The sequence below is a fragment of the Serratia sp. NPDC087055 genome (assembly GCF_044900985.1).
Classification (GTDB): domain Bacteria; phylum Pseudomonadota; class Gammaproteobacteria; order Enterobacterales; family Enterobacteriaceae; genus Serratia.
This window is the reverse complement of record NZ_JBJDOG010000009.1, coordinates 1-22,529: the sequence shown is the minus strand read 5'-3', so window position 1 is coordinate 22,529 and position 22,529 is coordinate 1. Positions and strand designations below refer to the sequence as shown.

General features: G+C 47.2%; 22 protein-coding genes. 9 read left to right on the top strand and 13 right to left on the bottom strand.

What is annotated here, in order from left to right:
* Window positions 1-299: 299 nt before the first annotated feature.
* Window positions 300-962 (bottom strand): tyrosine-type recombinase/integrase, encoded by a 663-nt coding sequence (locus ACI2J2_RS23635; RefSeq protein ID WP_404761014.1) that lies wholly within the window; start codon window positions 960-962, stop codon window positions 300-302.
* Between the two features lie 968 nt (window positions 963-1,930).
* Between ACI2J2_RS23635 and ACI2J2_RS23630 the strand changes: the two genes are divergently transcribed.
* Together ACI2J2_RS23630 and ACI2J2_RS23625 are read left to right on the top strand one after the other, a co-directional pair.
* Complete coding sequence (locus tag ACI2J2_RS23630) at window positions 1,931-2,899, top strand: AAA family ATPase (protein WP_404760965.1); 969 nt, start codon at window positions 1,931-1,933, stop codon at window positions 2,897-2,899.
* A complete protein-coding gene (locus ACI2J2_RS23625; RefSeq protein ID WP_404760964.1) occupies window positions 2,899-3,897 on the top strand; it encodes a DUF4435 domain-containing protein in 999 nt (332 codons plus the stop codon). Before ACI2J2_RS23630 ends, ACI2J2_RS23625 begins: the two co-directional genes overlap by 1 nt.
* 610 nt (window positions 3,898-4,507) lie before the next feature.
* On the opposite strand, the gene ACI2J2_RS23620 is transcribed toward ACI2J2_RS23625, so the two are convergent.
* On the bottom strand, window positions 4,508-5,662 hold the full coding sequence (locus tag ACI2J2_RS23620) for an HNH endonuclease (protein WP_404760963.1): 1,155 nt from the start codon (window positions 5,660-5,662) through the stop codon (window positions 4,508-4,510).
* A 525-nt stretch (window positions 5,663-6,187) separates the two neighbouring features.
* Here ACI2J2_RS23620 and ACI2J2_RS23615 point away from each other — a divergent pair.
* Entirely contained in the window at window positions 6,188-6,796 is a 609-nt protein-coding gene (locus ACI2J2_RS23615; protein ID WP_404760962.1) for a hypothetical protein, read from the top strand.
* 73 nt (window positions 6,797-6,869) lie between these two features.
* Here the strand turns inward: ACI2J2_RS23615 and ACI2J2_RS23610 are convergent, their stop codons facing one another.
* Complete coding sequence (locus ACI2J2_RS23610; protein ID WP_404760961.1) at window positions 6,870-7,310, bottom strand: hypothetical protein; 441 nt, start codon at window positions 7,308-7,310, stop codon at window positions 6,870-6,872.
* A gap of 381 nt (window positions 7,311-7,691) precedes the next feature.
* On the opposite strand from ACI2J2_RS23610, the gene ACI2J2_RS23605 reads away from it, so the two are divergent.
* The 5 genes from ACI2J2_RS23605 to ACI2J2_RS23585 all read left to right on the top strand — a co-directional run bounded on the left by ACI2J2_RS23605 (window position 7,692) and on the right by ACI2J2_RS23585 (window position 11,626).
* Window positions 7,692-8,687, top strand: coding sequence for a nucleotidyltransferase (locus ACI2J2_RS23605; protein WP_404760960.1), 996 nt, complete (start codon window positions 7,692-7,694; stop codon window positions 8,685-8,687).
* 3 nt (window positions 8,688-8,690) lie between these two features.
* The gene (locus ACI2J2_RS23600) at window positions 8,691-9,623 is read left to right on the top strand and encodes an S-4TM family putative pore-forming effector (RefSeq protein ID WP_404760959.1); all 933 of its coding nucleotides are present in this window, start codon (window positions 8,691-8,693) and stop codon (window positions 9,621-9,623) included.
* Window positions 9,624-9,845: 222 nt separating this feature from the next.
* Window positions 9,846-10,031, top strand: a complete 186-nt coding sequence (locus tag ACI2J2_RS23595; protein ID WP_404760958.1) for a hypothetical protein — start codon at window positions 9,846-9,848, stop codon at window positions 10,029-10,031.
* A 167-nt stretch (window positions 10,032-10,198) separates the two neighbouring features.
* Window positions 10,199-11,476, top strand: a complete 1,278-nt coding sequence (locus tag ACI2J2_RS23590) for an ISNCY family transposase (RefSeq protein ID WP_404761013.1) — start codon at window positions 10,199-10,201, stop codon at window positions 11,474-11,476.
* Between the two features lie 18 nt (window positions 11,477-11,494).
* Entirely contained in the window at window positions 11,495-11,626 is a 132-nt protein-coding gene (locus ACI2J2_RS23585) for a DUF7014 domain-containing protein (protein ID WP_404761012.1), read from the top strand.
* 112 nt (window positions 11,627-11,738) lie between these two features.
* Here ACI2J2_RS23585 and ACI2J2_RS23580 read toward each other — a convergent pair whose 3' ends face one another.
* From ACI2J2_RS23580 to ACI2J2_RS23535, 10 genes are all read right to left on the bottom strand, one after another.
* A complete protein-coding gene (locus tag ACI2J2_RS23580; RefSeq protein ID WP_404760957.1) occupies window positions 11,739-13,598 on the bottom strand; it encodes a hypothetical protein in 1,860 nt (619 codons plus the stop codon).
* Between the two features lie 292 nt (window positions 13,599-13,890).
* Window positions 13,891-14,718, bottom strand: coding sequence for a hypothetical protein (locus ACI2J2_RS23575; RefSeq protein WP_404760956.1), 828 nt, complete (start codon window positions 14,716-14,718; stop codon window positions 13,891-13,893).
* A 108-nt stretch (window positions 14,719-14,826) separates the two neighbouring features.
* Window positions 14,827-15,354: a fimbrial protein gene (locus ACI2J2_RS23570; RefSeq protein WP_404760955.1), complete on the bottom strand. Its 528-nt coding sequence runs from the start codon at window positions 15,352-15,354 to the stop codon at window positions 14,827-14,829.
* A gap of 13 nt (window positions 15,355-15,367) precedes the next feature.
* Window positions 15,368-15,868: a fimbrial protein gene (locus ACI2J2_RS23565; RefSeq protein WP_404760954.1), complete on the bottom strand. Its 501-nt coding sequence runs from the start codon at window positions 15,866-15,868 to the stop codon at window positions 15,368-15,370.
* A 12-nt stretch (window positions 15,869-15,880) separates the two neighbouring features.
* Window positions 15,881-16,375, bottom strand: coding sequence for a fimbrial protein (locus ACI2J2_RS23560; protein WP_404760953.1), 495 nt, complete (start codon window positions 16,373-16,375; stop codon window positions 15,881-15,883).
* 10 nt (window positions 16,376-16,385) lie between these two features.
* Window positions 16,386-17,051 (bottom strand): fimbrial protein, encoded by a 666-nt coding sequence (locus ACI2J2_RS23555; protein WP_404760952.1) that lies wholly within the window; start codon window positions 17,049-17,051, stop codon window positions 16,386-16,388.
* Window positions 17,052-17,126: 75 nt separating this feature from the next.
* A complete protein-coding gene (locus ACI2J2_RS23550) occupies window positions 17,127-17,879 on the bottom strand; it encodes a fimbria/pilus periplasmic chaperone (RefSeq protein WP_404760951.1) in 753 nt (250 codons plus the stop codon).
* A 66-nt stretch (window positions 17,880-17,945) separates the two neighbouring features.
* Window positions 17,946-20,585, bottom strand: a complete 2,640-nt coding sequence (locus ACI2J2_RS23545) for an outer membrane usher protein (protein ID WP_404760950.1) — start codon at window positions 20,583-20,585, stop codon at window positions 17,946-17,948.
* Window positions 20,586-20,635: 50 nt separating this feature from the next.
* The gene (locus tag ACI2J2_RS23540; protein WP_404760949.1) at window positions 20,636-21,172 is read right to left on the bottom strand and encodes a fimbrial protein; all 537 of its coding nucleotides are present in this window, start codon (window positions 21,170-21,172) and stop codon (window positions 20,636-20,638) included.
* Window positions 21,173-21,279: 107 nt separating this feature from the next.
* Window positions 21,280-21,795 (bottom strand): fimbrial protein, encoded by a 516-nt coding sequence (locus ACI2J2_RS23535; RefSeq protein WP_404760948.1) that lies wholly within the window; start codon window positions 21,793-21,795, stop codon window positions 21,280-21,282.
* 527 nt (window positions 21,796-22,322) lie between these two features.
* Between ACI2J2_RS23535 and ACI2J2_RS23530 the strand changes: the two genes are divergently transcribed.
* The coding region (locus ACI2J2_RS23530) for a hypothetical protein (RefSeq protein WP_404760947.1) at window positions 22,323-22,529 on the top strand (207 nt) is incomplete at its 3' end.

Sequence of the window (22,529 nt, the reverse complement as noted above, 5' to 3'; positions counted from 1 at the left end):
GTCTCCGACCGGTGATTGCGTGGTGAGAACCATTTGATGATCCCGTGATAATCGTCCTGAAGGGGGAGCTTGCCTGGTGAGCATAAGTTCCCTTGGCGGCCAACAGCAAGGTCAGTAATGCATAGGTTCTCGCCAGGGGGACGTAAACATGCCGTCCAGCGATAGAGCCTTGTTATTCTGATTATGATACCTAAAGTGACACTGTCACTATTGTGAGGGATAAGTTAGTTATCACTAGCAGCAAGAATAATGGCATTGCCTGTGCAGGTCATTCACCGTCATAGGCAATGGTGGTGAGATTATCTGTTAGTGCTGAGCAACTGTAACGCGTGTTCCGGGGTCATCTCGAAGCGCACACCCAGCTGACCGGCAACGTCCAGAGCAAAAACCCGGGTGTATATCTCGGTACTTTTGTAGTCCCGGTGTCCCATGAACGATTGCAGGATCTTCGGATGCACCCGGTTATAGAGTAGATGCATGGCAAAACTGTGCCGGAACGTATGCGGCGTGATGCTCTCAATGGAGAAGTTCATCCCTGTTCGTTGCGCATTACCCAGGGCTTCTTTCAACCAGTTGCGAGCGGTGTCATCGGAGATCTCCCATACCGGCTTGGTGACATAACGGGTAAAAGTGGCCAGATGATCACGCAGCCGGCGTGCAAAACCGGGATCAAGTAACGGCAGGGTCCGTTTCACCGGCGTATCTTTCCCGGGGCGGCCGCGGCGACCCGCCGTCTGATTGCGTTGCTTTAATGTTCGCAGCACCACAAAAGGTTTGACGGCATCGAGCACAATGTCTTTCGGTGTAACGGCCAGGGCTTCGTTGATCCGTGCGCCAGTATTCCATAAAAAATCAAACAGCATTCGCCGGCGCAGATCGGTGATATTGTCGAGTAACAAGATGATCTCCGGTGCCAGCAGATAGGCAGGTTGATCCGACAGGTTTAGTGCCATCCGGCGCATGGCCACAGCCTGTGCAAAATCAAAGTAGGGGCTGGAGAGCGCTTCCGTACCGGAGGCAGCGAGTTCATAGGCTATCAGTGACACAGTTCACCTCGAAAATTCAGAATTGCCCTATCAGAAAATTCCTCCACCTATCCCGATCAACCGCTCCCGGGGAAGCGGGGAGTCAGTGACCACACCCGATCGCGCTACGTAAAATCTGCAGTACTATGACCCTGATGAAAATTTATTTTTCACGTAGCGCAATCTGCTGAAAATTTACCCCGTTTCGGCGGAGGAGGGCGGATACGGGCAGAAAACTCAGCCACTATTGTGCCTGAGATCGTCGCGGTGATCGTTCGCAATAAATCTTCTCGCGCGGATCAGAATATCGGTAAAACTGGAATATAACGGATAAATACCGAATGTGGAGGAGCGAAATACTGGCGGCGGCTGACGCCCGTCGAACCGCCGTCAGGGGTTAAAAACACCCTATGCAGTGTTAAAAACCACACCAAATATACCATATATAGGTTATCCACCGAAACGGGGGATACGTCTGTGGGGGATCGGCTTTCCTCGCGTTAAACCGAATGATAGAAATTCATAAGGGTAAGGGTGGCAGATGGTGAGCGATCCTATAATAATTCGTGCCGGTGATCGGCCAGTCCATCCGTTTTGTTTCCGACTTCTGGAAGTATCCCCGAACTCGGAAGCAAATAATCGACACCGGTTCACCACGCAGTGCAGGGTAAACGGGTCTAAAACACCGCATCTAGTGGCGTATCGGTTGACTTTTCCACTGCATATGGTGTTCAACGAGGCAAGGTGCCGACTTGCCGGAAAATAACACAGAGCGGAAAGGGCTGAGTGAACCAGGGGGACACCGGTCAACCTGGAGGGATCCCCCAAGCCCAAAGACAGCGCCTCTATCAAGGACGAGTCGGATCGAATACAATAAAGCATAATTTTTACGAGAGAATACGGCCATGTCTCCGACGTTAAAATCATTAAAAATTGCAGACCTCTTCGGTTATAAAAATATCACACTGGATTTTAATCCCGTGACCGTGATTGTGGGAAAAAATGGGATAGGTAAAACAACTATCTTAAAAATTCTCAATGCCATGTTGAATCAAGAACACTGTGATGAATTAAGCGCATGTTCATCCGTTGAGCTGAAATTCACCGATGGAGGCACAATTAACTACAAGGTTGAAGCTGATTCTGATAAAACCAAAGAAATAAAAAGAAGTTTATGGAAAAATATAGTTTCAACTGAATCAGAAAAGACAATAACACAAAAAGAAGAGATTCGCATCAATAGCTTCATTGACCTTTTGGTTAAGAATGCTAAAGTTTTATCATCAATCAATGCTCGTATTTCATCTTTTACTGTCAGTGAAAGACTGAATAGCCATTCACTGTCTTCATTAAAAACAGAGTTTATATCAACCATAAACATGAGTGCAAACGCAAACCAGCGCGTAAAAAAAAGTGATGGCCGGGAAGGGAATTTCCTCGACTTTGAGATACAAGATGAAATTGATTCCATCCTAAAAAAACCGGCTGGGAAACACACCCGCGCACTCGTTAAAGAAATAAATAAACTCTTTGAGGATTGCGGCAAGAAAATAACCATTGGGAAATATTTTCGTGTTTCTGTAAATATAACAAAGGAAAAGTTAAAGTTTACCCAATTGTCGTCCGGCGAACGACAATTGCTTTATATACTGGCGAAAGTCGCAAATACGCAGAACGCACCAACTTTCTTATTGATGGATGAGCCTGAAATATCACTTCATCTAAACTGGCAGGAGAAATTGCTCGACAGCATTAAAGCCATAAATAAAAACTGTCAAATAGTGGTTGTTACACACAGCCCGGCCATAATTATGAATGGTTACATGGATTCTTACGTCGAAATGAGCGACATCACCACAGATGCGGAGAAATAATGATGAATTTCTCCGAAATGATGCAATCAGAGTCATATATTCGTGCAAGTACGGCAATACAATCCGGCATACCCAAGGGGCTTCTCTATGTTGAAAACCCGACTGATATTGCGTTCTGGCGAGGAGTCATACAGCTCGGAGCTCCTGGCGGATATACCGTCAAACCAATAAGTCAAGATAAAGCCAAAGGAAAAAGAACCCTTGAAAAAATGTACCCAGATTTACACAAAGCCCTGATTGTCGGTGTAGACAGTGATTTTGATTACCTTTGCCCAGACAGACATGAACGTGCAGAGGCTATGAACCAAAACAAGTTTGTTCTGCATACCCATGTTTACTCTCGTGAGAATTTCCAGTGTTGTCATGATGCAATAAAAGGTATTTGCGAGGCAGTATTTTTTCATGAACAGCTCCCCTCTGAACTAAATGAAGCCCTGGATGCCTATTCATCCACTGTCTATCCCGCTTTACATCTGTTTGCGTATTTACACAATAAAGACTGGCAACAACATAAAGATGGTGTTTTTATCCAGGCAGCAAAGCTATCCCCTGAGGACAGTTTACTCAATGGGGACTTAACCATGAATAGTAATGCTCTTGAGAGGTTAAGGGTAAAATTAGACGCTTATATCAACGCCCATCGCCATCACATCGCTGACGAAGATGAGTACAGCGCATTTATTGATAATCTAACGCAAAAAAACATAACCGCCAGGACAGCTTATCTGTTTGTTCAAGGGCATTATTTGCACGACAGCCTCATTAAAATGATGCTGGATAAAATTGTCGAGAAAACACAAAATTCTGAGAAGGCGGCGATTAAAATACGCTACCCTGAAGCTGAGGAAGCAGCCGTGCGACGTAACAGTCTGGGGGAGATCAATAACTTTTATAGCAACCGCAAGGTGGGTACATTACTTCTGTCTAACAGAGACTATCATGACGCCCCATTTTTTGAAAATATCCGCCAGAAACTCAACGATATTGTGGCCAGTTAATCGCTTCCCACCGACGGCAGAGGCAAAAAACCGATAGATATTTCGCGGTATTTTATGAGGGATGGGGATACCGCCGAGTATGGACAGAATACAATCAAGGCACCTTAAGATTTCCTGTATGCCAGTGCACATGGCGACCACCTTAGCCTACTTAGCCAGCCGCCCTCTATTGGGCTGGTGAAGTAGGCAGGATAGCAATAAGACGTTCAAGTGTCGATCCCCACCTTAGACTGCCCGCACAACTTGAAAGTTAGCATCCGGAAGCTCAACGGTCTTCCGACTTTTACAGAGAACGGAAAGGAGACCCTGTTCAGGCAGAACACCTTCCGAGAACTACAGACACCGGAAAGCCTAATCTCGCTGTGGCAGCTAACATAAGCCACGTTCCTGGTCAGAGATAATGTCCTCCGAAAAGTCGGATTTGGAAACGCCGTTATCTCAGAGATGAAAAGGATGGTTTGCCTGTGACAAGGTTGACACCACACCCCCATGGGCATCGGCCAACAGAGCACTATGCGTCAGCAACATCACGACCAGCACTGAGAGAGCCTGTTGAACAAGATATGCTTACACCGATGTTCTCCTCCCGTTATAAGGTAAAAAATTCCTATCATTCACTTATCACATCCTCATCAAGAAGATCATAAATAGTGGGCAAAGTAGAAACATCAAATTCCTTTAAATCAATTTCATTAAGGGATGGTATTATTTCAACACCTGTCCTATGGTTAACAAAATTCTCAATAGTATAAGGCCCTAAAAAGATATTTAATGTTTGGCAAATTACATAAACCTCATCATTTATTATCTTACCTCGCCACAAAGACGGTTCATCAGAAATAACTATTGTCATGCACTGCCGACCAAAAAGGTAAATTATTGCCAACAACTTATCTACTAGTGGTAAAATGGTAATTGTATGAATACCTATCCAAGAAAGATGTGCCCACTCATCTTGTGTCGTAAATGACTCACTAAACGAAATTCCAAATGAGTTTCTTAGATCTTGACTGATAGCCCATAATGCATTACGAAGGGAATGTGCATATCTGCTATTGATAAAATCATCTCCCAACCTGTTAAATCCATAAGTTAGAGCAAACTTACACATAAACCGTTGCTCATAACCATGTAACACCTTGAAAGTGACTTCATGATTCTTTCCTTGTATAGATTGAAGTTTTTTCAACAATTCATCCTCTTTTCTGGACGGAATTGAAAAAAAATCCGGTTCATTCGGTAAGGTCAAATTCCCTGATATTCTTTTTGATTTTTTGAACTTTTCTCTTGCTGAAACCAAAAAAATTATAGTCCAATAATCATCCTGATGTTGCGTGAAAATGTATACTACGCCGGCATCTTTTTTAAGATCTATAGGGTTTCCTCCTGCGTAGAAATCATAATTTGAGTTTGATGCTTTTCTTAAATGATAAACTAATCCCCCAATTGGCCCTACCCATAGCTCACATGTAAAGCCATCTTCTAAGTCTAAATTTTGCATATGCCCCAGATATGTAAGAGGCATAACCATAAGATTATCTGGATCGAAATATCTAAAAGAAGTCTCCACCATATGGTGTTGGCTATGAAACGTTTTTGTTAACATCGCATCAACAAAAAGTCCCATTTTAGAGTTACAAGTTCGGCAAACAAGACGAGTTTTAAAATCTGCATTGCACAGGGCTCCGCCTAAAGACTGTGGGAAAATATGCTCAAGTGATAACTCATCACGTTTTTTTTCGACATCACAAATAATACATTTCATATATATCCTTACCGTAAGCGACTTATATCCTGGTTTCATTTTCATCGAATAATAAGCCGAATATTCCAAACGTACTTGCCATGAAAATTGGCAAATATAGAAATAGCAATCATAATGTAAAATCAGTTTATGCTACTTGCTAATGTCCTAATTCTTTTCGTAAAAACTTGGCATCCAGCCAATTGATATCATTCATTATGAATGTTAAAGATATCGCCATTATCGTCAGTTGTACCACTCTGGGCGGTTCAGTCTTTTCATACCTGATATAAGAGCGTAGGGAAATATCAAACTCGTCAGCACTCCGTTTCTGCGTCCATTCCCATCCATTTCTCCACATCTTTAGCTAAAAACCCGTCATTTCACTTGGTGAAATGATTTTGTTGAACAACTATTCATTTGTTATCACTATCGTATGCAAAGTTACAAAAATCATCTAATAATAACAGTGTATTATGTGTATCAGTAGTAATCAGCCATAAAAATGATTCCGTATCAACATACGTATGTTACTGAACACTTGGCTTGCACATTGCCCCTAAGGAGAGGGCGCATTCTCGGCAACAATGCTACAGAACGGCGTGGTGGCGACTTCGGTCAAATAGGCTGACCAGCCAGCAAACCAACCATCTGGCATTTACCAAGAAGCGAATTGACGAGACTGCAGGTTACATCAATGAGCTGCAAAAATTTGTCGGCGTCGCCGTGTCCTGGCACACCCTGAACCAGATGATCATCCGAGACAGTCGAGAAGCCATTGCCTGTGCGAAAGAGGCACTGGTGCAGAATGACCCGCGGGAAGGTATTCCGATCTATACCTTCACCATGTGGTTTGAGCGCTTCAGAACACACCTCGAAAGTATTCGGACCATGCAGCGCCGGGTCGGCGCTTCGGGCTCAACCGCTGCTCTGACCGACCTGTGTGAACAGCTGATCGCGATCGACGTGTACCTGGAACGGGATGAGGTGCTGCGCCACGGTAAAATCCGCAGCTATATACCGAACGATGAGATCGTCGTAAAGGCCGAAGAGTTACTGGAAACGTTCAGAAGCCTCTCCGGTGGTCAGTTGGAGTTTGTTCCGGGGGAGGCTGACTCCGTCAATCGCACTGGCTTTCGTGGGCCGGCTGATTGACGGCCACCTGTGCCGGGTATTATGCGCGGCCTTCTGACTGTATGTCAGCCGGGGTGCCGCGCAAAAGTCAACATTAAGAGATCCATACCAGCGAAGGCATAAAATTCTGCAGACCTGCAGAGTCGTTGCAAGAGGCAAGAAAATAGATCGTTATCTCACCTGTCAGGTACGCCACATTAAACCGGTGATTTCCACCTGCAATGAGAATTTTATCCACGTTCCTTTCATTAATTATGCATAATGCCGGCGGGGTCAGGGCATCTCCCTGTTGCCAATGATTGATAACCTTTTCAACCTTATCCGCAGCGCCCCCATCCCTGAGTTCTTCAACAGAGCAGATCTTGCTGTTAAAGCACAGGTGCTTGTGAATTTCAGCTAATTGGGCACGCCCCAGACGCAGATTCTTTGCCCAATCAGGAACGTCCCCGTCAAAAGCAAGATGCCATTTCTGAGGATCCAGACTCCACTTAACCGTTAACCGGGGCCATGCTGCGATCAGCTGATCAATATACATCCTTATTGTTCCTGTTTAAGTCACCTTTTTAGGCCAGAGAGCATAGCTGCTAGACATGTCATCCTTCAATGACTTCCATTACTGGGGGTTTTCGGATCCTAGTAAGAGGAAGAAGGGATTAATGGTTGAATAGCAAAAAAACACGTTGACTTTACTTGTAAATCATTATTGCGCTAAAATAAATGATGATATTTATCAAATAGTTTGTGCATTAAATCCCTCACCCTCATTGCACATGTTAATTATGTGATTTTATGGTGAACGAAACGATAGTGAACTTGCGCCGCTTGGAATGAATTTATCTAGCGTCCTCCGAGCTCTGCAAATTTTGAGTTTGTGACAGCTTCTATACCTTTAGCAATAATGATTAAAGGACTGACCATGGCCACAACAGTAATTAGTGCTTTTAACGAGTTCCTAAAAGATACGGTTAATCTCAGGAAGGTCGATACTGATGATGCACGATCCAGCCGCAACTGGCTTATTGGCAAGATAAATGACTTTGAGAACGATGAAGTGTTTCCTGTGAGTCATTCCGGGATTCATATCGCCTTCGGATCCTTTGCCAGAAGAACCAAAATTCGTCCACTGGATGATATCGATTTGATGTTCGGTTTATCGGCGCAGAGTGCCACATATGCCATTCTGAGTGACCGAATAACCCTGACGTCATCCGGAGAAAACTCGCGCTTGCACAACTACAGGCATTCGGGTGCAAATACCATCTGCTCAGTAAGAATTCTGAATGCCTTTAAAAACCGCCTGCAAGATATTGCCCAATATGCCCAGGCTGACATCAGACGTAACCAAGAAACCGTCACGCTGAAACTGGTCAGTAAAGACTGGAATTTTGACATCGTGCCGTGTTTCATCACCCGTGCAGACGATTTTGGTAAGACCCATTATCTGATCCCCGACGGGAATGGCCACTGGAAATTTACCGATCCCCGGATAGACAGAGACAGAGTCACGGACATAAACGTTCGGAATGAGGGTAATGTTCTCAACGTTATCAGAGTCGTCAAATACTGGCAGCGGCGGTCTACGATGCCTTCCATGAGTTCTTATCTGCTAGAGACGTTGATCCTGGACTATTACGCTGGCAAGACGTCCTGCTCGGAATTTGTCGATATGGAACTTCAGGCTCTTTTCCTTCATATTGCCCTATTAATTCAGTTCTCCGTAAATGATCCTAAAGGTATCCAAGGAGATATCAACACCTTAACGACTGAAGAACGCCAGAAGATCACGGGCAGATGCTACCTGGATATCCAGAAGGTCGCGGAGGCGAGACAGTTTGAGCAGAGTAAAGACTATGAAAAATCCATCAACAAGTGGCGCGAAGTGTTTGGCCCACAATTTCCATTTTACGGGTGAACCATGAACACTATTTACACAAACCAGTCGACCAGAGAAAACCTGGATTTGCTCTATGCGCAGGCCAGCATTTACGACCGGGTAAAGCGCTGGAATAGGACAAATTTATTTCTCAGCGTCATACTGCCGGTAATGTTGTCAGTTGCGGCAGCTTACAACCGCAGCACAAGTCTGATAGATACCGAGTTAGCCTCTTCATTCCTGGGGCTGTACGGGCTTCTGATACTGGCGTTTAATATTGTCTTGAGCAATCACGCCTACGGGCTACGAAAGAAGGCGGCCTCTGTTCAGGAGATGTATGACTGCAGGGTTCTTAGCATCCGGCGTAATGATCTGAAAGTGGAAGAGGTTCCAAAGGATGAAATCAGTCGGGCAGCATCCTTTTTTAATCGGCAGCCGGAAATGGCACTCCGTCGATTCGGCAAGGAGGGCTGGTACGTCAATAAAGTGTATGACGCCCCACAGCCTGTGATGGCTCTCTTGTGCCATGGAAAGAACCTCGGTTGGGACCGTTCACTTAGGGAGATCCTTTACGGGACATACCTCACTGCAGTCATCATTTTTCCGTTAGCTGTTCTGATATATGGCATTGCCATGAAATCAAGCCTGAACGAAGTCCTCTTTTATATTGTCTTCATACTGCCCCTGATCCGGTACTTCCTGTTACAGTTTCTGGATAACCGGAGCAGCATAAAAAGAAGTGAAAAGTTGAAAAAGTACGTTGAAAAGGAATTATCAAAGATAAGGGTGTCCGGCAGGGTGGATGAAGATGGACTTGGGTATACTCTGAGAAACATTCAGGATGAAATTTTTTCCTATCGGGCTTCCTGTCCCCCTGTGCCCAACGGAATTCAGCGCATCATGAAATTCAGAAACGAGCAGATTTACGACGATTATTTTGAAACCAATCTGAGAGAGATGCACCTTCCAGACTGATCCCCCCTGAGCTTCGGTATACCATTATTCCATCCCGGAGCCCTTCAAAGCTTACAGCTCATTCAGCATCGAATAGTCAACAACGCACTCATTGCACTTTGCCGTTCATCTCGAATGACACTCACTCTCGAAAGGCCCGTTTAACAAATATTCCATGGCGTACAAGGGGATCTGTGACGCGCCAACATCTTGTCTTGGAGTTCAATCTGCCTAGGCGGGGGGATGTTGTTGTTAGGATTTGCGCTACTGGGTGGCACCCTCGGACATATGCTATTAGCGCGAGACATAACCTGGTACGACGCCGTGCTCAACAGCGCATTTATTGCAACGGGCATTGGACCGTACATTTCTGCCGACAACATACCGGGTAAGGTATTCTTTGCGCTAACCTTGGGGGCGGGCAGTTAGGCTAAGGATATCGGTTATCCTAATATTCAATTTAACATAATGCGTATTATCTGCACCTGGTTTGTCAGCCAAAAGCAATAATGTCGTGTTTTACCAAAGTTAAAATATCGTCTTTCGGTTAGTCTGTTCTCACAGGCAAACTATCCGGAGCGTCTATGTTGGTGACCATGAGCCAGAAAGAACTGAACCGCATTCCTGTACTGCAGCAAGTTTGCGACAAACTCCTGACACAATCAGCTGCAGCAAAACTGCTGAACATCAGCGTTCGTCAGCTTCAGCGAGTTCTTGCCAGGTATTTGTCGTACGGCGCAGCCGGCATCGCCTCGCGTAAACGCGGAATGCCAGCAAATAACCGCGCTCCGGATGATCTCAAGCTGCAAGTGCTGGCGTTGCTACGTGAAAAATACAGCGACTTCGGACCTACATTGGCCACAGAAAAGCTGAGCGAACGCCACCAGATAATGATCTCAACTGAAACCGTGCGCCACTGGATGATTGCTGATGGCCTTTGGGTTCCACACGCTCGGCGTAAAGCACGCGTTTATCAGCCTCGATATCGCCGCGACTGTCTTGGCGAACTCATTCAAATCGACGGCTCTCACCATGACTGGTTTGAAGGCCGTGCATCAAAATGCTGCCTGTTGGTTTACATTGACGACGCTACCGGTCGGCTGATGCACCTGCGGTTCTGTGAAACGGAATCGGCTTTCGATTACATGCTGGCGACGCGGGAATATATTGATAAACATGGTAAACCTGTGGCGTTCTACAGTGATAAGCATGCCGTTTTTCGCGTCAGCCAGGCTGAAACTCGCCGTACCGGCACGACGCAGTTTGGGCGCGTTCTGCATGACCTGAACATCGAGCTCATCTGCGCCAACAGTTCCCAGGCCAAAGGCCGCGTCGAGCGTGCCAACCTGACGCTCCAGGACCGATTAATCAAAGAGATGCGACTCGAGAGCATCAGCAGTATCGAAGAAGCCAATGTTTGGCTGGACAGCTTCATCCTGGATTTCAACCGCCGCTTTGCTAAAGCCCCCAAATACCCAAAAAATCTCCATCGGCCGGTAAACGAACAGCCGGCGGCGCTGGATGATATCTTTGCCTGGCAGGAGCTTAGAACCCTCTCAAAATCGCTGACATTCCAATACGATAAGATGCTTTACCTCGTTGAACCCACAGAGGAAAACACGCGTATCGCCGGCGAGAAAATTATGGTTTATGACTATCCGGACGGCACGCTGGCCTTCAAATACGGTCACAGGACGCTGGCCTATCAGGTCTTCGACAAGCTGGCCATCGTTGACCAGGGGGCAATCGTGGACAACAAACGACTTGGCGCCGTACTTAAACTGGCGCAGCGCCAGCAGGATGAGCGTGACCAGGATGGTCAAAGAGAGCGTAGCAAGAAGATGCCCAAGCGACGTGCCCAGACCAGAGTCTAGGAACAACTCAGAGCGGAAATAACAAAAGTTCAGGAATACTTAGCGAGTTATACTCTTCATTTAACTGCAACTAATCTGTTGTTTTTGGCTAATTGCGAAGTGAGTTATACGAAAAAAAGGTTGTCAGTCAAAAACGATAAAGCCGGCTAGATGTGGCGGTTTAACTACACCCGCCACATCTCCTGTAAACGCGCTATCAACGGATAAATTTGCCAAGCAAGGATTTAGCAAATTAACTCACTTAACAGCACTCTAGATCTACTTAATTATCAGTGCGTGGAGCGACGTAATAAAGCAACCCAACACCAGTCAAGGATTCGCTACCAAATTTTGTTGCTTCAACAACTATAGCCAGCTGATTATCAGTAACAACTATACGACCACTGTCAGTTGTAGATACTCCAGGGTTAATCTCTTTTTCTGGTTGCAATTGTGAAAATTCACTGTTGAAGAAATTATAGAAATCACCGTAATTTTTATTTTCCCAACAAACAACAAAGTGACGTTCTCCATTAGCAAGCTTTGGAGTCCTCTTAATAAAAGGACGAGTGCAAGCATAACGATCTTGTTGATTCAAACGGATAGGTGCAGCATCAGAAACACTTACGCCAAAATACGCAAGTGTGTCTCCATAGATATCATTACTACCGGTACGGTGGAAAACAACCTTAAGCTTTTTATTGAAATCGTCATATGCAAGATCGAACGTTTGGATACCAGTCACTTCATAATCATAAAGAACGGTTCCCACAGGTCTACCACTATTTAACTCAAACTGGATAATTTTAATATGATTAGTAGCTGACTTATATGCAAAAATAGCTTTGTCACCTGCTGCGACACGAGCAATACTCAATGTAGTACTGTTATGAATATCTAGTGTGTTAACAAAATAATGGCTATCAATCTCACCAACCATTGATCCCTGATAACTTGCTTCAGAAAGCGTATCATTATTATCAAGATAGATCGATTGCAACTGCTTATCTTTAATATCAATCCAAGTAACAAAGAATTTATCCATCTCTTTAAGATAGACTATACGTGGCGCAAGATAATTATAATTGGAATTGCTCAATTGTTTCGCTGGTCCTTCAGCTCTTGGATTACCATTGGCATCAACTGAAAAGAGGCGTACATAAATGCGGTAAGCCCCGCCAATGGCATTACTAGTCCAAACTGCAACAAATTTATCAGTACCAGGAATCGCAGCAAGATCAGCATCTCTCTGTTCATTGTCTGTCACATCCGGAGCTAAAATAGGCTGGGTTAGGATCCCTCTCGTAGAGAGCACACGAAGATAGACAGAGCGATTTTTGCCCGTACGAATGCTTGTATAACTGGCAACGAGGTGTCCTGTTAAAGCTGTTTTGATAACAGTGCAGTTACGATCGTCACCAGATTGATCATAAAAAATGTGCAAACCTTCAGGGTAATTTGTATTCATACATCCTCCTGGAACTGTTTCAGATAACTCATTAGAGTAACTCCATGACTTGCATGGGAGTTCGGGACATGATTGGGACTCATTATATGAGCCAATCAGTGATAAATTGATAGGAACATTACAAATTCCTGGCTGAGTCGAGAAGGTTATTACACCATTCCATTGGTAATTATTCACGTCATAATCAAATGAAAATTTGATCGGATCCGGATGGATACTAGTTTTTAACGATAGTTCCATACATTCATTGTTCCAATAGGTTGCCGACACTTTTACTTCTGCAACACCTATTGAAGATGAAATCGACTCCACATTTATATTTGTAGAAACATCTGAGAACTGAATGTATTGCTCTGTAACTGTTTTCTGGGCTTCCCCTGCATCTGCCAGTTTTACAATAATTTTATAAGCTCTGTTCCCGTGTTTTTTAACCAAATCATTGATAATTTCTGTATTTTTATCACCAATAACAATCAATGGAATTGTAGCTCGACGAGATGAAATATACTCATAGAACAGGATTTCACGACCATCCTCCGGCGACTCAAAATAATAGTAAATATTGATGGTTTCAAGATCTTCAGGACTTTCATAATCAATGATAGATGTAAAACTTATATCGCCACTATTGAAAGCACATTCACACTTCGGCACAGAAATACTAGTAATACTCATGATATTCACCTTTATGTTTAAATGCTATTATAATGAAACTCATCGCCCATGTCTTTTGACTTAACATTTGGAGCCTGATATGAAATAGCAAAACCAAACCCTTTATTACACCAGAAAAATTTAACACATCACTATTTCTTACCAGATCGAGTTCACTCACAAACACCTCTCTCTTATTTGAGTGCAACATATATAGGATTCAATTAAATTACTAGAATTGTTATTTTGGCAAATTAACTGAATCTCGTTACTCCCTGGTAAAAACAAAATTTTATATAAAAATAGCACATTCCTAAGGTATTGCCATGAGCAACGTTGTGCTACCACTATGTTCACCACTGGATACAACCCCAATCCCAGTCAACTTTGACTCCAGAATTACTGTAGTGCCCATTTCAGTAGCTCTAATTGTGACACCGCTCACAGCTGCTTTACCATCAATATAAAGCTTAGATATCACCCCTCCACTTAAATCAATCCCGCCTGTACCTTCCAGGCTATAAATAACAACATCCTTACCACCTTCTCCCGTGCAACTCACAGTTAAAGACTCACTGGCTACACTAGATGAAATCTCATTCTCGGAAATAACACCGTGATCTAACACAACACTTTCAGGAGTCAGATCACATCGCCCTACAGGAGGTGGAATCATCCCACACACCGAAGTAGGGAATAGCCTATCAGTGAAAGCATTATCCTCCGCCCCCCCAAAGAACAACCCAACGCATTCATCGATCGGGTTCAAGCCGCTATGTTCAATTGCCCCGGTAATGGGCAGTGGATACTGTTGTAAGTATGCATCTCGAACTTCTTTTATTGTTGGGTATGTATTAATAACCATTGCTGCTTGATTCGTTGGTGGTTTATTCCCTCCTGTTTGATTACCCCCATGTAAATGGTTTATTTTAATCCAACAAATGGTACCTCCGTAGCAAGGATTGGGGGTCATGTCACCAACTTCATCCCAAAGATCTATTGAAAAATTGTATCGATATTGATTATTCGGACCTATAATATCTACACTGGTTACACTAGAATAGATATTCGCATAAACATAAGATGTGTAAATTGAAAGTATAGCAATAAATATTAAAGGAAAGCTTTTATTTAAATTCATGATAGAATACCAAGGTTATAATTGGATTGTTGACGCAAAATATTATTAATATTTAATGCGTCACACATTTCCATGCAGGAAATCATTGATAAAAACTTCGCATCATGATTATTCATAACTCAGACTAAAGGTTGCCACAGCATTAAATGCCCCATGTCCAATCCCCCTAGTTGTAATTGCCTCAGGTTCTCCACGAACATACGCCCTGAGTGCTATCACGTTATTACCTGCCTGCAGACTATACTTATCACTGGCTTGGTTAAGTGGTAAAGGCTGCGACTCGGGTGTCTCCAATCCTATTGCAATGCCCGTCGCCTCACTCCCCCCATCCAACGCCAGAAATCCCGGTAATGCGGCGTTCTCCGCCCCTTCGAACGTCACAGAGACCATGTTGACCAGGCTAAGATCACAGTCATTCAACCGTATCTCAAAAGACTGTCCCGGTGTCCGCATGTTTTGATAGAGGTATTTGTCGACGATACTGCCAAACTCCAGTTGGATATCTTCGTCTCCCGGCGGGATGACGCACGGGTCTGCCACTAGGGCACCATACAGTCGCATGTTTGGCTCAGCTACGACAGGGGAGGACGCCCCCGTAAGCGCTAACAATAGAACTGGAAATATGAGGTGTTTCATGCGCCTTCTCTCCTCATTGATAGTCTGCCTGTAATGTAGCCCAAGCTTCGAACGGCCCTTCGCTGAGCGTTGAACCGACATTTTTCACCGGGACGGCCTCTAGCCGTGGTGGATTAGCCAGGTCAATGGCCAGCGAACTCCCCGGTGTAAACGCCAGGTCATTCTGATAAACCCTTATCCCCAGATTCTCTTTATTTGTCTGTAATGCCTGCCCATCAAATCCCGTTACAGTACCACTCAGGCTTAGCTTAAGTGTTGCTCCTCCGATTCCACCGCTTTCGCAGGTGACTTGATAGTTGACCAATTGACGGTAGTTCACGCCGTCAACTTTGTTGATACCTACCCGTTCACCGAAGTCGACATCCACATGATTGCCGTCGTTGATGATGCAGGGCGGCGGCTCTATCAACGTCCCGCGAAACGTCATATCCGCGACCCCCTCCGCGAGGATAGGAGACGATAATCCCAGTGTTACGACCAGTAACAGGGCATCCCGGGTCAACTTTTTTCTCATAGCCTGCTCCTGTTATTGATAATCCACTTTCATCGTGGCACCGGCCGTAAACTCACCGCCCGTCAAGGTGACGCCGCCTTGTTTCACCGGTACCGCCCACAGTTCTGGTTTATTCGGGTACGTGAAGTTTAGCCAACTGTTCACTGGCAACTTACTGTCTCCCTGCTGCAGTTCAATCCCCAGACCGGCCTGGTTGGTTTGAAGCACCTCGACATCAAAATCAGCCCCTGCTCCCTGCACCTGCAGCTTCATCGCATTGGAAGGGGCATCTTTGCAGTCCAGGGTATAGGTCACAGGAAGACGGTAATTGCTACCATCCACTCGGGTGGTCATCACTTCTCCGAATTCCACCACAATAGGACGCTCATCATTAATGATGCATGATGGCGGTGCCATGACAGTCACCTTCACAGTGACGGTGGTGACCGCCTGCGTTACTGATGGGAGCACCAGCAGTAACGCAGCAAAACAGTAACTCGTTCGCCAACGTATCGTTATTTTGTTCATCTCACGCACCTCAGTCATAGCTCAGGTGAAAATCCACCACGGCCCGGTAACTGCCCGCCATCAGCGGGGCCGGTGTGCGTTCCGCCGCCACGGTATAGCTCAGGATCTCTTGCCCCGGTGACACCAGCAGCGGCTTGCCCCGGCTGCCCAGACGCACACTCTCACCTTGCGCGTTCTCCAGGCGTAGTCCCAGACCAGAGACGCCTTCCGCTTTCACCAGCTGCGGGTTATCCGCGTCACGGGTAGCGTTAAAACTCACCGTCACTGCCGGCTGGTCATTGGCCCAGGTCAACCCTCCTGTGCGCAGGTCACGGCTGCCGGCCGGACTGTGCAGGCAGTCCGCCAGACGCAGCTCAAATCGCACAGGCTCGCCGCGGGCACCGATGGTCTGCAAACGCCCGGTCCCCGTCTCACCCAGCGCGATGTCCTGATGCGCACTCGCCATCTCCAGCCGGCAGGCGCTCTCCGTCAATGCGCCGTGTACGTACAACGTGCCGTTGGCACCCTCAACATCCCAGTTGTCCACTGCCGCTTGCGTGTGGGCTGACGGCAACAGCCACAACATCATGCCCAGCGTCAGTGGCAACATCAGCGCCAGGCCACCCAGCGTGCCGTAATAACCCAGTTCATGCCGCCAGTTTCTGTAAACTGAAACCTGACCGGTCTTGGTTGTCATTTTTATTCTCCTGTCCCGTCTTCAGGCGTGCACCCACGACAGGCATCGTTGATTCATTGATGAGAAGAAAGGGGCTTACCCCCCTTTCTTCTCTGGTACCACGGTGCAAGTCGTACCGCTACAGTTAAAACTCAGCTTCGGGCGACCGCCGTAGTCGTTGACATAGGTCAGTACCGGACTACCGCCAACTGCCGCCACACCCACCGTCAGCGGCAGGCTGCTCTTCGGCGGCACCATCATCGGTTCGAATCCCTTCACGCCCGGCACGTCCTTCTTGCTGCCTGCATCGACAATCGTCACGTAGTACGGCGTTGGGTTATTCACCACGTATTTGTCACCCTGCTTGCTCAGCGTCAATTGCTCCTGCGGTGGTGCGCTGCTTTTGTCCATCTCAATGCTGGACGGACGGTAGAACAGCTTGATACGCGTCTGGAGCGCAATCTGTAGCGTATTCGGCTTGCTGCTCTTCGGCGGAATTTCGCGCAGGTTGAAGTAGTAGACCGTCTCACGATCCTGTGGCAGCAATTTGGCCGCCGGCAGCGCCTGGATTTTCACCTGACTTGGCTTACCCGGCTCGATGCGTTGCACCGGTGGTAGCACGGTGAGGGGGCTCTGGATTTTGTTGCCTTTTTCATCCTCTATCCATCCCTGCGCCAAGTAAGGCAACTGTTTGTTCTGGTTACTAATGTTCAGGCTCAGCGAGTTTTGGCCACCGTCAAAAATCACCCGAGTGCGGTCCAGCGCGATGGCCGCAACAGCCTGCTGAATACTCAGCGCACCTATCAGGGCGGCAGTCACCGCGGTCGACGTTAAAAAAGTATTTCGCATAGCGAGCTCAGCTCCGTTGTTTGTTTTCGTCATTACCCAGCGCGGGCATGTCACCCATTCAGACAATTAAAATCGAATGCCCTTTTCATTGTTCAGTGCTGAAGAGACCGGCCCCGACTCTGCAGACACCGCCATCACCTCAGACGATGAGCCGGGTTTCGGTAGGTCACTGACCTGCTTCGGCATCGGTGCTTTCAGCGGATGACACGGCAGCAGCAGCGTGTTCATCAACATATCCGGCGGCAGTGGTGTCGGCATTCGCACTTCACACTGTGCCCCGCCGTTCCAGTGCACCGTCATGACCTCTCCGGCGTTAATACCGCTCAGATAGACACTGCCGCCATCATTCACCAGACCGGTCTCCTGTTTACGGGCATTCAGCACCGTAGCGCCAAACGGCGGCTCGCTGCCGTCGGCCAACTTAATGACTGCCATCGCTTTCTCGCCGGCAATCACGTCAAACTTGCGGTAACCGATGGCCCCCTCCGTAAGCGTCGCCTGCACCACCGAATTGGTGGCCTCTGCCTTGTCACCCAGCTTGTTGAGATCGATGCTCGCCTTGTTGCGGTAATAGCTGTTTACGTCGCCAATCACCGCCTTGCCCCAGGCGTTGGTGTTGGTGGTGCTGCCATAGCCGCGCACCGGCACGTCCGGCACGCCATTGGTATCAATCAGCATCCGTGTACCTCCAGCCATACCGGCGCGGTGCGCAGCACCGCCTTCTGCGGTCAGTGTCATCCCGCCCTGCGCGGACAGCCCCACAGCACTGTACCGTTCTTGCTGGTAGCTGGCGTTGGCACTCAGACGCGCGGCATCACCTTCATGGTTGTAATAACCGCTCAGATTAGCGCCGCTACGCGAACTGCCGGCGCTCAGCTGGTAATTGTTGTGTTCGTCAATCCTGTCGTAATACCCGACCCTATGAGTGGTATCATTGCGGTTGACGGTAGTGTTGTAACTGATTGTCCCACGGTCGCCCCATGGCATCGACAACGACAGGTACCCACCGTCGTCCTTGGTACCGTTGTACTCGGTGCGATAGGCCGACAGCGACAGGCTCACATTGCGGAAACGGCCAACATCGAAGTAACGCGACAGCGTCAGGTTGTAACGGTCATTGGCCGGACGGTCCCAGTACGTCTCGTGGCTGTAATTGAGGTAGCTGCTCAGCCCTAAATCGCGGAAGTGTTTGTTGAAGGTGATGGTGTACATCTCCTTGCCGTTACCGGTACGGGTACCGTAATACCGCGCGTCCAGGTACTCACTCATGCTCATAAAGTCCCGCTCAGAGAAGCGATACCCGGCGAACGTTACCTGGCTGTCATACTCGTCAAAGTTCTTCGAGTAACTCAGGCGGTAGGAGCCACCGGTGAGCGCGCCGCCTTCCTGAGGCAATTGCGCCCGCGATTGGGTAGCATCGAAGGACAGGGCACCAAGCGCCATCAGGTCACGACCGATACCGAGCGACAGGGCGTTGTAATCGCCCCCGACCAGCGCACCACCGTATAACGACCAGCCGTTGCTCACCCCCCAAGAGAACTCACCGGTGCCAAAGGTGGGGCCCCGGGAATGATGGTTAAAATCAGAAGGTTTACCTGCCGCAAGCTTGAAGCGCACGGTGCCCGGGCGTGTTAGGTACGGGATGCTGGCGGTATTCATCACGAACTCCTGCACACTGCCATCCTGCTCTTCTACGCGCACATTCAGCTCACCCGATACAGCATCGTTAATGTCCTGAATACGAAACGGCCCCGAGGCCACAGTGGTCTCGTACAGCACCCGTCCCTGCTGGCTGATGGTCACCTTCGCGTTGGTTTTTGCTACACCCACCACTTCCGGCGCATAGCCACGCAGGTTCGGCGGCAACATATTGTCGTCCGAAACTAAGCTGGCACCGGCAAAGCGAAAACTGTCGAACATGCCGGAATCTAGGTAACTCTCGCCCAGTGTCAACTTCGAGCGCAGCGCCGGTATGGCGCGATAGGCGTAATAACGGCTCCAGTCCAACTGTTTGTTGGTCGACTGGCCGCTGCCGGTCTGGTGATCGAGGTTGGCCTGCCAATCTGCGCGCAGTCGCCAAGCCCCCAGATTGGCCCCGGTCGTGCCGTTACCGCTCAGGGCATAACCACGAGTGCCCTGCTTCAGCTGATGCTGGCTGCGGGCATTGACGTTATAGTCGAATAAAAGCCCCGGAATACCCTCATCCCAGCGTGACGGTGGGTCCCAGTTCTCGGCGGTATATTCCAGAAACGCCTGGGGAATACTCAGATACAGAGCACTGGTGGCCAAATCACCGCGCATTTCCATCCCCTGAACACTGCTCTCATCTAGACACTCGCCGCCATGCCACCAGGCTAGCGACTTGAGCATATTTTCCTTGAACCCCAACAGTTCGACCAATGCCGGACTGAGGCATGCCCGGCTGCCCCCCGGTTGCCCTTCTGGCGGGTAGAATGGGATTTGTTGCTCCGGCAGTTCATTCTTGTTGATATGCACCGTCATGCCGTAGGTGCCAGGCATGATGTAACCTCCACGAGAAAACTGGCTCAGGTCGATATTTTTGCGGTCATTAACGTCCAGTATGTCAGTATTGAACTGAATATCGTCTGCCGCATAGACCACAGTCATTGGTAACCCCAGCGCCAGCGAAATACAAAATCCCAGCACCTGAAGACGAGCCTGTTTTCCCATTGGTGACATTCTCATACCCTTAATCTTTATTCGCGGCACGTCGTCGCATTTAATAGCCGTACTCATCAGAAATAGTCCAGTTTGAAACGTACGAACGAGAAATAATCCCCCGTTTTTAATACGTGACTGTTGGCTATCAATGTCATGGCGTAATTTAGCGTCATACTGCCAGGGGTAATGTTATCCATCGGCAAAGGAATACCTGGCTCGGCAATATTTCCGGTGGCATCCGTAATTCTCAGAGCAACGCCAGAAGCATCGCCGCGAACCCCAAATAATTTCCCCTCGGCCTCCCCGTCAAAAGTTACCTGAAATTGCTTCCAGTCTTCTTTCCCGGGGCGTTCGGTAATACAGTTCACCAGTTTGATAGAGAAAGGTTTGCTGCGTCCCTGACCATCGCGAATAATATCCGCCAATGGCACGGTATCCATATCAATGGTCTGCTCCCTGCTCTCGACGGCAATGGCACAGGCCGTGTCAATAATAGCCCCTTGCATTTTGACCCTTCCCCACCCCTGAACGGAATGAGCTCCCTGAGCAGAAAAAGCCCAAAGGGATAATAGGCAAGGGGCCACTATCAAATAACGATTTTTAACCCTCATACGTGGTTACCTTTTAATAATGCATCGATAAAAATGCATGCGGAAAACCCGCATGCATGTACACAAATATCGGAGATACTTGAAAAATAAAATTACGAGTGGCGAGCTTAGTTATACGCCAGAGTAAAGTCGGCGACCGCCTGGAAATCACCCTCAATGATGTCAGAAGCTGCTTCACCCTGCACATATGCCGCAAAGCTCAGGGTGTTATTACCAGCCTGAAGCTCTTGCTCTTTGGTCGGTTTACCCAGTTCGATCACCGTACCAGCACCGTCGGTGATAGCGATACCAGCACCGCTAGCTGAACCATGGATCCCCAGCAAACCACTCTCAGACTCCATACCGGTAAAGGTCGCAGTCACCTTGTTATTGCCAGCCTCAAACGAACAGTTCTCCAGATCGATGCTGAAATTACGCGGTGTAGACTGCCCGCCATTTTGCAGAGCAACTTTAGAGATTTGCCCCATTTCAACGGTCTGATCAATCGACTCAGGGGAAATAGAACATGGCGCATCAATAATCGCACCGGTGAATGTCACTTTACCATGACCCTGATCGGCATAAGCGGTAGAGGACAGACCGAAAGCAACAGCAGCAGCCAGCATGATTTTATTCAGTTTCATGAATTTATTTCCTTAGCATATTTTATTGATGTCAAAATTGACGATGGTAATTACAAAAAAACAACACCAGCTATCCTCAGATCGCCATAAGAGATGTGAAGGATAATTTAAAAGTTTGTCCCGAGGAGAAATGTAGCCATTCCCCTTGGATGAAATATATTCTTACAGACGAACACTGAAATAACAAATCACTTTCAGCAAATACAAAAAATAAAACACTTCATTCCGACTTTAACCCAACCAATTCAATTCAACGAGAAAATCGATCGTTGAAATTAATTAATTAGCATAATCTATCGCACTTCACAATAACGCCAACATCATTGATCGCAAAACAAAAACAAACGCTATAATCCAATGGCTTAACGATATTGATGAGCAAGCCTCAGAGGCTTTGTTGGCCCAGGAAACATGCCTTAATAGAAGCAAAACAGACTCCATGAACCATGTAGTTATCGTGATTACAATCATCACGATAACTCTTTCTTGTTTCTAAAAGTGAAAAGTACAACAGGGGATAAATACCTATGGCAATAGCCACGACGCCTAAACGTCAGGCACAACAACATTTGCAGAAGGCCTTATTAAAAACTTTGCATGAGATGTCTCCCAAAATGATTGGAGACACATTACCTCCGTGTCAGGAATGGCCTTCTACACGACAACTTGCCGATGCCCATGACATCAGTATCTACAAAGCCCGGCTCCTGCTTTTGGATATGGTCAAGAATGAC